This is a genomic window from Methylophilus sp. Leaf414 (assembly GCF_001425425.1).
Taxonomy (GTDB): Bacteria; Pseudomonadota; Gammaproteobacteria; order Burkholderiales; family Methylophilaceae; genus Methylophilus.
This window is the reverse complement of record NZ_LMQQ01000002.1, coordinates 211,773-223,627: the sequence shown is the minus strand read 5'-3', so window position 1 is coordinate 223,627 and position 11,855 is coordinate 211,773. Positions and strand designations below refer to the sequence as shown.

General features: G+C 48.0%; 11 protein-coding genes. 5 read left to right on the top strand and 6 right to left on the bottom strand.

Annotated elements, in window-relative coordinates; genetic code table 11:
• Positions 1-50 precede the first annotated feature (50 nt).
• The 3 genes from gshA (at position 51) to ASG24_RS05475 (ending at position 3,892) form a co-directional block, all read left to right on the top strand.
• On the top strand, positions 51-1,352 hold the full coding sequence (gene gshA / locus ASG24_RS05485) for a glutamate--cysteine ligase (protein ID WP_055868765.1): 1,302 nt from the start codon (positions 51-53) through the stop codon (positions 1,350-1,352).
• 26 nt (positions 1,353-1,378) lie between these two features.
• Positions 1,379-2,329: a glutathione synthase gene (gshB, locus tag ASG24_RS05480; RefSeq protein ID WP_200936980.1), complete on the top strand. Its 951-nt coding sequence runs from the start codon at positions 1,379-1,381 to the stop codon at positions 2,327-2,329.
• Between the two features lie 288 nt (positions 2,330-2,617).
• Positions 2,618-3,892 carry a D-amino acid dehydrogenase gene (locus ASG24_RS05475; protein ID WP_055868762.1) on the top strand — a complete coding sequence of 425 codons (1,275 nt, stop codon included), beginning with the start codon at positions 2,618-2,620 and terminating at the stop codon, positions 3,890-3,892.
• A 44-nt stretch (positions 3,893-3,936) separates the two neighbouring features.
• Here ASG24_RS05475 and ASG24_RS05470 read toward each other — a convergent pair whose 3' ends face one another.
• Positions 3,937-4,860 (bottom strand): bestrophin family protein, encoded by a 924-nt coding sequence (locus ASG24_RS05470; protein ID WP_055868760.1) that lies wholly within the window; start codon positions 4,858-4,860, stop codon positions 3,937-3,939.
• Between the two features lie 159 nt (positions 4,861-5,019).
• Between ASG24_RS05470 and msrB the strand changes: the two genes are divergently transcribed.
• Entirely contained in the window at positions 5,020-5,472 is a 453-nt protein-coding gene (msrB, locus tag ASG24_RS05465; protein ID WP_235559785.1) for a peptide-methionine (R)-S-oxide reductase MsrB, read from the top strand.
• 59 nt (positions 5,473-5,531) lie between these two features.
• On the opposite strand, the gene ASG24_RS05460 is transcribed toward msrB, so the two are convergent.
• From ASG24_RS05460 to ASG24_RS05440, 5 genes are all read right to left on the bottom strand, one after another.
• On the bottom strand, positions 5,532-6,524 hold the full coding sequence (locus tag ASG24_RS05460) for a catalase family peroxidase (protein ID WP_055868759.1): 993 nt from the start codon (positions 6,522-6,524) through the stop codon (positions 5,532-5,534).
• Positions 6,525-6,653: 129 nt separating this feature from the next.
• A complete protein-coding gene (locus ASG24_RS05455; protein ID WP_055868757.1) occupies positions 6,654-7,106 on the bottom strand; it encodes a MarR family winged helix-turn-helix transcriptional regulator in 453 nt (150 codons plus the stop codon).
• A gap of 222 nt (positions 7,107-7,328) precedes the next feature.
• Complete coding sequence (locus tag ASG24_RS05450; RefSeq protein WP_055830531.1) at positions 7,329-9,761, bottom strand: EAL domain-containing protein; 2,433 nt, start codon at positions 9,759-9,761, stop codon at positions 7,329-7,331.
• An 11-nt stretch (positions 9,762-9,772) separates the two neighbouring features.
• Positions 9,773-10,354 (bottom strand): methylamine utilization protein, encoded by a 582-nt coding sequence (locus ASG24_RS05445; RefSeq protein WP_156376523.1) that lies wholly within the window; start codon positions 10,352-10,354, stop codon positions 9,773-9,775.
• A gap of 35 nt (positions 10,355-10,389) precedes the next feature.
• On the bottom strand, positions 10,390-10,812 hold the full coding sequence (locus tag ASG24_RS05440; protein ID WP_055868755.1) for a group 1 truncated hemoglobin: 423 nt from the start codon (positions 10,810-10,812) through the stop codon (positions 10,390-10,392).
• Between the two features lie 158 nt (positions 10,813-10,970).
• On the opposite strand from ASG24_RS05440, the gene ASG24_RS05435 reads away from it, so the two are divergent.
• Positions 10,971-11,843 (top strand): DUF3034 family protein, encoded by an 873-nt coding sequence (locus tag ASG24_RS05435; protein WP_082488000.1) that lies wholly within the window; start codon positions 10,971-10,973, stop codon positions 11,841-11,843.
• The last annotated feature ends 12 nt before the right edge of the window (positions 11,844-11,855 follow it).

The window sequence follows — 11,855 nt, the reverse complement described above, 5'->3', positions numbered from 1 at the left end:
CCTTCATTCTTGAAAAACCCAGCCTAAGAAGATACGTACAGGAGCAAGATATGGTTCCCCATTTAACCACCGCCTTAAGCGGTCCGTTGGACAGTCTGGAAAAACGCATTTTACAAGCCATGCCGGATATCGAGCACTGGTTTCGTACTCAGTGGCAGGAAGTCGCCGCGCCATTTTATGCTAGTGTGGATCTGCGTAATTCGGGCTTCAAACTCGCACCGGTAGATACCAATTTGTTTCCAGGCGGATTCAATAACCTGAACCCGGAATTTCTTAGTTTATCGGTACATGCCGCTCAGGTTGCGGTGGAGAAAATCTGCCCGGATGCACGCAGATTGTTGCTGATCCCGGAAAACCATACCCGTAACACTTACTATCTGCGCAACGTTGTTGAACTGTGTCATATTCTGAAATCGGCTGGTATGGAGGTGCGTGTTGGCAGCCTGTCACCCGAGATCACTGAAGTGACCAGGCTGGAAACCCACGATGGCCTGCCTTTGATTCTGGAACCGCTGGTACGCGAAAAAAATCGCCTCAAACTCAATGCCGCTTCTTTTGAAGGTATCGATTATCCGGCATTCGATAGCTGTGCCATCCTGCTCAATAATGATTTATCAGGTGGCGTACCGGATATGCTACAAAACCTGGAGCAGACGTTAATTCCACCTTTACATGCAGGCTGGTTTACCCGCCGCAAATCGCAACATTTTGCCGCTTATGACAAAGTGGTAGCAAACTTTGCCAAGCTGTTGGATGTCGACCCGTGGCAACTAAACCCTTATTTTGACACCGCCAGCGGCATTGATTTCCATCAGCGCGTCGGTGAAGACCAACTGGCTGAAAAAGTCGATGCCATGCTGAAAAAAATCCAGGCTAAATATGACGAATACGGCATTACCCATGCCCCGTTTGTGATTGTAAAAGCCGATGCCGGCACTTATGGTATGGGTATCATGAGTGTGAAATCTGCCGACGAAGTGCGTGACCTTAACCGCAAAACACGCAACAAAATGTCAGTCATCAAAGAAGGCATGGAAGTCTCTGAAGTGATGATACAGGAAGGCGTATATACCTTTGAGAACATCAATGATGCGGTGGCGGAACCCGTGGTCTATATGATGGATCACTTTGTGGTCGGCGGCTTTTACCGCGTGCACACCAGCCGCGGCGTGGATGAAAACCTCAATGCTCCCGGCATGCAGTTTGTGCCACTGGCATTTGAAAAGCCCTGTACCCTGCCCGACTGTTCCGACGCCCCAGATGCACCGCCTAACCGCTTTTATGCCTATGGCGTAGTGGCGCGCCTGGCACTGCTGGCCGCCGGAATGGAACTGCAGGAAAATGACCACTGACCGCATAAACGACTCGAAGGTGCATGATGAAACTGCTGTTTATCCTCGACCCGCTGCATAAACTAACCGTTTATAAAGACACCAGTCTCGCCATCATGCGTGCCGCGCATGCGCGTGGGCACGAGTTATGGGTATGTGAACAACAGGACTGGCACTTGCAGCGTGAAGTTTCACTGGTGGATGCGCAGCTGTTTGCATTTGAGGGTAGTGGCTGGGTAGTCGGCGAGAAAAACACGCATATGCCGACTGCTTTTGATGCCGTATTGATGCGCAAGGACCCACCGTTCGATAACGAATATTTATATAGCACCTATTTGCTGGAACTCGCCCAGCAACAAGGTGCACGCATCATCAATGACCCCGCATCCATACGCGGCTGGAACGAAAAGCTATCCGTAGCCCGCTTTCCGCAATTTGCACCGCCTTTTATCGTCACCAGCCAGCGGGAAAAGATACTGGCTTTTCTGGCCGAGCATGACGATATAATTGTCAAACCGCTGGATGGCATGGGTGGCAGCGGTATTTTCCGTTTGCGTAAAGACGACCCGAATATTTTCGCCATCCTGGAAACACTTACCCAATTTCAAACCCAGACCATCATGGTGCAGCGTTACATCCCGGAGATAGTCAAAGGCGATAAACGTATCCTGATCATCAATGGCGAGCCTCTACCATATGCACTTGCCCGTATCCCCAAAGCTGGCGAAACCCGTGGCAACCTCGCTGCCGGTGGTAAAGGCGTCGCACAACCATTAAGTGCTCGTGACTTGGAGATCGCCGAAACTGTTGGTAAAACCCTCCAACAACACGGTCTGTTTTTAGTCGGGCTGGATGTGATTGGTGATTATTTAACGGAAGTGAATGTCACCAGCCCGACCGGTATGGTGGAAATTGCGGCACAATCCAAAGAATGGGCAGAGCCTTGTGACCCCGCGCAAGTAATGGTGGAGGCGTTAGAGAAAATGGTCGTCAGTTAAAGTCATCTGTATTCACTGGCGGTCCGTACGCTTTTTACCCTTTACCAGCAAGCCTCACCTGATCAAAATACTTATTTCAAAAATTACGTCACCATTGAAGACCAAACAAGCCTCCGTGCAGGTCGCAAGTCACCAACATCCCGCCTGCAATGCTTAAAGATTAATTTTTTAATTAATCAGTTCGATATTCCTCTTCTTAAACCAGGCTTTTCCTATCAATTTTGATAATATGGTTTAACAGTTTAAAAACGCCTTATATCATCGACTGCTGCTTCAGGAGTGTCATCAATGCGAGTGTTAGTGCTAGGTTCCGGTGTGATTGGCGTGACAAGCGCCTATTACCTGGCATTGAAAGGCTTTGATGTCACCGTTGTTGATCGGCAGCCGGCAGTCGGCCTGGAAACGAGTTTTGCTAATGCCGGGCAGATTTCACCCGGTTATTCTGCGCCATGGGCTGGCCCCGGTGTGCCGCTAAAAGCATTTCAATGGTTGTTTCACCGCTATGCGCCGCTCTCCATGCGTCCGGACTTAAGCCGGTGGCAATTGCAATGGATGTCCCAGTTTCTCAAAAACTGCACAATTGAACGCTACACCCTGAACAAATCACGTATGGTACGACTGGCGGAATATAGCCGTGATTGCCTGCGTGAGTTGCGTGCTGACACTGGCATCCAGTATGAGCAGCGCAGCCGGGGGACCTTGCAAGTTTTTCGAACCCAAAAACAGCTTGATGTTGAATTCAAAGATATTGCGGTGCTCAGTGAAATGGGTGTGCCTTTCCAGCATGTGGACCCTGATGGCTGCGCGCTGATTGAGCCTGCTTTAATTCATGTGAAAGACCAGCTATTAGGCGGCCTGCATCTACCGGATGATGAGACCGGTGATTGCCAATTGTTTACCACCCGCTTGGCCGCGCTTGCACAGACCATGGGGGTCAAATTCAAGCAGGACGTCACTATCAATCGCCTGATCACCCAGCAAAATCTATTGTCAGGTGTTGAAATTAAAACAACCCACGGAATCGAGAATTTGGATGCAGATCACTATGTGATCGCCCTCGGTAGTTACTCGCGCGAGCTGATGCTAAGCCTGGGCTTAAGCTTGCCGGTCTACCCGGTGAAAGGCTATTCGCTGACCGTGCCGATTATTAATAGTGATGCCGCGCCTGTTTCCACGGTGATGGATGAAACCTACAAAGTTGCCATCACCCGCTTTGACCAACGCATACGTGTGGGCGGCATGGCCGAATTGGCAGGCTTTGACTTGACGCTGAATCCGCGTCGCCGTTTAACACTGGAAAAAGTGTTGAGTGGATTATTCCCTCAAGCCGGTGATGTCTCTCAAGCCAGTTTCTGGACAGGCTTGCGCCCGATGACACCGGATGGCACGCCGATTATCGGCCGGGCAAATAGCATGTATCCAAACGTTTGGTTGAACACCGGGCATGGCACCTTAGGTTGGACCATGGCTTGCGGTTCTGGCCAAGTACTGGCTGACCTGATTGCCCAAGATAAACCAGCGATTGAAACTAGCGACCTTCAATATTCGCGCTACAAAAGATAAACATTGGTACAGATGTTTCTCAATCGCGCTGAAGCATCCGGTGATTACATTAGCAAGAATTCTTTCGGCACAGGTAACGGCGGAATCTCTTTATCACCCAATGCTTCTTTGGTTTCAATCTCAATCACATCTGCCAGCGCACTGATCGGTAAAGCATTGGCGCCCATGCCAAATGGTTCTTCGAGTTCGTTACCCAGGGCATCAAGTCCAAAAAAGGTATAGGCAGCCAGCGCAGTAACGAAAGGAGTCGCCCAGCCCAGTGTGTTGGCAAAACAAAACGGTAACAAAAAGCAGAATGTGTAGGCCGTTCTGTGCAGCAGCAAGGTATAGCCAAACGGGATTGGCGTATTTTGAATACGCTCGCACGAAGCCTGTACCAGCGCCAGTTTTTGCACCAGCTCATCCAGCATGTTGAACTGGATAGTGTCTATGCGGTGACTATGTAATGCCTGAATCAGCACAGATTCCATCGCCCGCAGAATAGACTCGGGTGGATTCCTGCTGTTTTTGTATTCCTGGAATACCGGTTCGCTGAGGTAGGTTTGAATTTTGTACGCGGAATTGGTCGGCCTGAGTTGCACCAGCAACGCTTGTGCATAGGCAATATTACCTTGCAGTAAAATTCTTCGCGGCGATTGGTCGGCTGTTTCATTCGTATTCAGTATCTGGCTCAAGCGGGCGAGGCTGCGCGAAGTCAGTACAAATTCGCCCCAGATTTTTCTCGCCTCCCACCAGCGTTCGTAACAGGCATTGTTCCTGAACGCCAGAAAAATGGACAAGGTTATGCCCAGCAAGGCAAACGGCCCGCCATCGAACTTGGGCAGCCAGCCCGGCTCGTAGGTATACACAGCGACAATGAGGGTAGAGAGCGTAGCCACAAATATCAGCAGTGGCATGATACGCAGCACGATTGAACCCTTGATAATAAAAAACAGTTCAAGCAAATGGGGCCTGGGTCTGACGATCAAATGGTTTCTCCCGCGAATCGAACTATTGTTGTGATGATATACTCGATGATTAAAGTGTATCGGCAAGCTGCTTAATTACATTGCTAAAATAAGCATGGAATTACAGCGGGTTTTAGCGCTTTTTTGTTACCTGTCACCTTCATAACCGTCAGCGAGTAAATGATGATGTTGAAATGGAAAGATGTACTCAAGTTTGCCAGAGAAGGCAATCCTGAGCCAAATTACAGAGTGCGTAAATCAGTGGATGAATGGCGTGCAATACTGGATGAAGATGTCTTCACCATCGCCCGCCTGAGTGCTACCGAACGCCCTTTTTCTTCAGAAATGTGTGAAGCTTTCACGCCAGGACGTTACGCATGTGCCTGTTGCGAGCAAGAGTTGTTCGATTCAGGACAAAAGTTTGAATCTTCCTCAGGTTGGCCATCGTTTGACCAGCCGCTGACACCCAATGCGATTGCTTACATCGAAGATGGCAGCCACGGCATGCACCGCATCGAAGTGAAATGTAATGTTTGCGACGCACATCTGGGACATGTGTTTCCCGATGGCAAAACGGAAAGTGGCTTACGCTACTGTATTAATGGCAAAGCGACTACGTTTGTGAGTGCTTAAGTAAAAGGTCCCGGCTGATGCGATCAATCGGGCCTTTTCATTTCTAATCAAACCAGGCTTTATTTACCCAGTCTCCTGCCAAAGCTTACTGCATAAGAAGTCGGACGGGCCAGCAGGATAGGATCCTGGCTAGCTTCAATTCCTTCAGTCAATTGCAGGGGATTAAACATCAGTGTTTTCTCTTTTGCCTTGCTATCCGCAACCACAGATTTCAGAGTCAAAGTGCCTAATTCAACGATCTTGCGGCTTTCGGGCCATTGAACCGTCGCATTGTTAACTTCATCCCCTTTATCGGCAATTTGCAGCAGCAGCTTGTATTGCACGGCGTTTGCTTTCACACGTTCGCCGATATCGGTCATCAGGTAATCCGGCGCCGCGGCATCTGCTGCTTCCTTGGTTAAATATTGCGTGCCAGCCACCGGGATAATCTGGTAACGGCCATAAACACTTTGGCCAGCCGCATTGGTAAATTTAAAAGCATTCACGCCAAAAAATGGCTGCGTTGCAAAGCTGACCGGCGCTGGCTTAGGGGTGGTCACAAATTTCAAAGCTGCCGGATGTGAGCCTAAAAACTGTTCTACCGGACTTGGTTTAGCGGTGCTATTTTGCGAATCGCGCACGGCATTGAGCAAGCCTAAAAAGTCTTCTGGCGTCGCCGCGGGAAAATTATTCACCGAGATACTGACAATATCAGTGCTCAAGCCATCAGGTAGTTGAAAACGGATAGCGATCCCTTTGGGGAAAGCATTGCCATTGGCATCCGGGATATTAGGTACACCAGTCGCGTCAGAGAAACGCACCAGCACCGGGCTGTCGGCTTTCTGTAAATGCGCGGCTTTGCTGATACTGGCGGCCTGTGCAGATGGCTGGAAAGAGCCTTCCAGCATCACGCCTTTGGCATGGTTAGAGCGGAATCCGGCATGTGGTCCACCCGACAGGGTGGTTAAGGTATCGACCAATTGCTCGGTCACTGGTTTTTCCTCTGCCATGGCTGGCAGTGCAGTGATAATTGAAGCTGCTGATAACACGCTGATAAGAATTTTTATTTTCATGATGATGTCCTTTCAATCTGTAGATAAGTAAAAATTAACACTGTAAAACAAGTAATGCAAAATTAAATAGTGCGCTATATTTATGACAAAAAAAATGTAAAACAACCCCCACTACTAAAAAAATTTCTTCTAGCCCGCGTGCTGTATCAAATGGTTACGTAACTCCTTCATTCTGTCGCGCAACGACATGAGCTCTTCAACCGGGCAGCCCATAGCGCATAGCATCTCATCCATAATGTTGGATGCCTGCTCACGCAAACTGCGTCCGCTATCAGTCAGGCAAATAATGACCTGTCGCTCATCTTTACTAGAACGCACTCTTTGTAACAATTCGGCGGATTCCAGCCGCTTTAACAAAGGCGTCAGGGTTGCCGAATCCAGAAACAGCTGTTCGCCAATGTCGCTCACTGTGCGCTGGTCACTTTCCCACAACACCAGCATTACCAGATATTGCGAATAAGTGAGCCCCAGTTTTTTCAGTAAAGGCCGATAAGCCTTGTTGATTGCCAGCGATAAGGAATACACAGCAAAGCATAACTGCTCGTTTAAAATGGGTGTTTTGCTTGCTGTTGTGCTACTCATAAAAAAGATTATAAATAGCGCGCTATTAAATGGCAATAAAAATAAAAATTATTTTCTGAAATAATCCAACAAGGTCTGGATCATAAAATTGCCTTTTTTGTGCATTCTGATTTTGCTCATTTCAATCTCCTTTATTAAGCATATGAAAGGCATGGTAAAACCAACCAGCCACTAAGGGAAGTTGAATGTTTTTATAGCAATGATTAGCGAAAGTTATTGCTGTCAGGTGGGAGAATTAAATCCGTCCAGCGGATTGATGGCAAATGACAGGTCATCACCAATATCGATATCAATCTCGTTCTGGCTTTCCCAGCGTTCAAGCCAGATTGAGAAATCTTTTTCCGGCATGGGCTTGCCGATAAAATATCCCTGGCCTTCATTACAGCCGAGTTTGGATAGCTGACCAAGCACCTCTTCGTTCTCGATGCCCTCTGCGACCACTGTGAGCCCCAGGTTATGTGCCAGGTCGATGGTTGATTTCACAATACTGGCATCACTGGCGTTTTTATCCATGAACATGACAAACGAACGGTCAATTTTAAGCTCTTGCACAGGTAATTGCCTCAGGTAGGCTAATGATGAATATCCCGTACCAAAATCATCAATCGCCAGGTGCAAGCCCATCGATGCCAGTTTCCTTACCACGGTTTCGGCACGTTCCGGGTCCTGCATCAGACTGCCCTCCGTGATCTCCAGTTTAAGGGCTTTTGCATCCAGCCTATGCGTCTTTAACAAAGCTTCAATCTGCTGAGGCAGTTCCATATTGTTGAGATCACGGGTAGATAAATTCACTGCCAGAGTCATGTACAAACCCTGGCTACGATAATCAGCTAACACTTGGCAGGCACGCTGCAGCATCCAGTTGGTAATCTCACTGATGATGCCAGTCTGTTCAGCAAACGGAATAAACTGGTCAGGGAAAATCATGCCTTTTTCGGGATGCACCCAGCGGATCAGCGCTTCGCCACCCAGGGTCTTACGCGTTTTGACATCAATTTTCGGCTGGATATACAGCAATAACTGATCTTTCTGGATAGCTTCTTTCAAGTCTGAAATCAGGGTCAAGGTTTCCGATTGGTCAATCTCCAGCGCGGTGTTGTATACAATCCAGTCTGCCTTCTTGACTTTGGATTCATGCAAGGCCGTTTCCGCATGGTTGAGTAACTCTTCTTCACTCACTCCATGCTCCGGGTAAAGCGCAATCCCCATGGCGATACGCACATCGATCGCCTGACCTTGTACATTGACCGGCGTATCGAAAATGCGGTTAACTTTTTCGGCATATTTGGTCGCTTTGGCCTGATCGGTGTGTTGCAGCATCACCGCAAATTCATCTGCATCCAGACGAGCGACGACATCCTCCCCGGAAAGTACATTTTGTTTCAACACCTGACCGACATGACGTAATAAATCATCACCAAAATCCCTGCCCAGGGTTTTATTGATAGGCTTGAAACGGTGGATATTAATCACAATCACACTCAGCGATTGCCGGGTTTCTGCATGCCGGGTAATTGACTGGCTTAGCCCCTGAGTTAACGCCAGACGGTTCGAGAGACCGGTCAACTCATCGTTAAACGCCAGTCGCTGAATGCGCAGCGTACGCTGCAATACCGCTTCGCGCATGCTATTGAGCGCTTTGCCCAAGTAACCGACTTCATCAATGCTATTCACATGGATTTCTTTTTCATAGTTACCCATGGCGATTTCGTCTGCATTTTTAACCAGCTCGGCAATCGGCTCCGTGGTCTTGCGAGAGACATACCAGATCAGGGCGGCAAAAATAAGCACGCCGACAAAGGTTAGGACCACCATGTTTTGAAATAAGGTGTTTAGGTCGCGCGTAAAAGGAGCGACAGAGCCTTGCAGCACCACCAGCAACACCTCATCTTTGGTTTCGTGCAAAGAGCGGATTTTGAGTTGATAGGTTTGGCCTTGTAAATCGACTTTGTGCAGTGATAATCTTTGGCGATAAATATCTGAGACGGTTTTAACCAGCACATTAGAAAGCCGGTTGGTACCGGTGCCACTCATCAGTTGCCATTCATGTTCCCGGGTTTTTTGCAGGAATGACACATCCAGATGCGTCAGTTGCTTAATCTGGTCAGCCAGCCGGCCATCCACAGCAAAGCCCATCACAATCCAGCCGATCACATCTGGCGCTTTGACCGGCACGGTAATCAGCTGGTAGGGTTTACCTTCAACAATATCAAACTGCAGGGTGCCATTCTGGTTATGCAGGATTGCCTGTTTTGCATCTTCACTGGCTTGCAGGTCAAACATGGCTTTTTCGCTATTGGCCGTGCCAATCACCAAGTCTTCACTATTGCTAATGTAAAAAGCAATCTGCGCATGAATACGCCCCTGATAATTCTCCAGCGCTGACTCTATGGTTTCGGCATCGTTGCTGGCCACCGCATCGCGGAATGCATAGTCAGCGGCGAGCACTTGGGTGGCTTGTTTCAGGCTTTGGGTATTGTGTTGCAGCAAGTTAACAAACACGCGTTCGCCGACGTTAATCTGCTCTTCGGCAAGCTCATTTGCGTGCTTAACTAGTGCGTATTTGAGCGGTATCAGACCGGCAAGCTGGATAGCGACAACGACGGAAAGAAATGTAAACGCTATTCGTGAGCGAATATGCTTGAATTTAATCATTCAGATTTATTTTATGGAATGGACACTTTAACTTCTGTAGCACCCTCAATTTTAACTTTTTGCTCGGCAACCGGTTTATTCACCCCAGGCAATAATACTTGGTAAGAATATTGACCATCGCTTAATTTAATGACGGCCCTGCCCTTGTCATCTGTTTTCGCAAAGAATGGTGTATCTACAACGTAGATGTACCCTACCATAGAATCATGAATGTTGCATCCCAAGGTCACCAAACCGGCCTGGTTAAATAACACGGGATCAGCCGGTACGCCGGAATATAGTTTTAGCTCAAACTTCTTGGCTGGCGAGAACGAATATACATGGTGCCTGAAGCTGTCTTCGTTAGGAAAATTAATGCTGGTGCCAGTTTGCACAATGGTCACTTTTGGGTTAAACATTTTGTTCTTTTGCACAATTTTACCCATGGCATTCGGGTTGCTGGCGGGCGTTTTACCATCATAAAAAGCCACTACTGCATCCTCTACCGGATTACCCGACGCACTCAAAACAATCACTGTGACATCGGCATGGGCCATGCCAAAAAAAGTCATTGTGCTGACCACCCACAGCTTACGCATTACTACTGTCAACATGCGTGTTTCCTTCACTTTTGAATTGATACTACATCTTAATCGGTTACTACATCATATTTCATCGGTGCCAATATTCTCAGCAACTCATTTTTTTCTCTAGTGCCTACGCCATTCGCATCCATGCGCTCACGCAAAACATCTACCATAATCTCAAATTCGGCTACCGTGTTGTGCAAATCCGCATGAGACTTCTTCATCGTCTCACCTTCATACACGCAATTGCCACCGGTTTTCACACACAGAAAATTAGTCACACTTTCTTTCAAGGTTTTCATTTTCACGCCCTCAAATGAGCGACTGGTACGCGGGTCTTTGCTGACGATATCCAGGGTTTGATTAGATAACCTGCTCAACATGGGCAAGCCGCCTATCCGCTGGAACAAGGTGGCTTCCGGCTTGGGTTGCGCCACACACCCTGCACATAACAATATTGCCATCGAGATCACATAATAACGCATTGATTTTTTCCCTATTCTTTCGATCAATTACCACATCTTACAGTGGAGCTTTCGAAAGTATTTTGAAAAAAAGCCGATATTCCACAGTTTGCTCTCACAATGATATTTATCGCAATGTCGGATAATGCATCAATCATTAAATAAACAAGACATTTATTATGACTCACACTACATCCATTTCATATGTGCTGTCGGCCTTGGTTGCCCTAGGTGCACTTTCGCCGGCTGTTCATGCAGGTGACCGATTGCTTGCGACAGGAGGTGTGACGCAGGTGGAAGGGTCTGCCGGTGGCGGTTTAATGCCGTGGGCAGTGATTAGCGGTTACGGTACTGACAAGCAAGTCGGTGGCTCGGCATTTTATACCCATGCCGAAACCAAAGCCGATTACAAATTAAATTCAGCCGGTATTTCACTGGGCTTTGTTAACCGTGTGGAAGTCAGTGCGGCTCAAACAAGATTTGGCCTGGGCAACACAATTCGCGGTGAGGAGATACGCCTGAATACATTGGGCGTTAAATTGCGCCTCATCGGCGATGCCATTTATGACCAGGATAGCTGGATGCCGCAGATTTCAGTGGGTGCACAGTACAAATATAACGAAGACTTTAATTTTGTCCCTAAGCTTTTAGGTGCCAAAGATCGTAGCGGTGTTGATTACTACGTGGCTGCCAGCAAACTATTTCTCGGCGCAGCCAATGGCCATAACCTGCTCGTGAATGCCAACTTGCATGCAACAAAAGCAAACCAGTTTGGTTTGCTGGGGTTTGGTGGCGACAGACGTGACAGTTATCGTATTTACCCTGCAGTGTCTGCGGCGGTGATGTTGTCGGATAGTTTTCTGGTAGGTACGGAATTACGCTTTAAACCTGATAATCTTTCGGCTGCTGAAGAGAAAAAGGCGCAAGATATTTTCCTGACCTGGTTTCCACATAGAAACGTGTCTGTGACTGGCGCTTATATAGACTTAGGCACGATTGCCACCAAAGAGAACCAGACCGGCTGGTATTTATCTGGCCAGTTTAACTATTAATAAGGTGTAGCG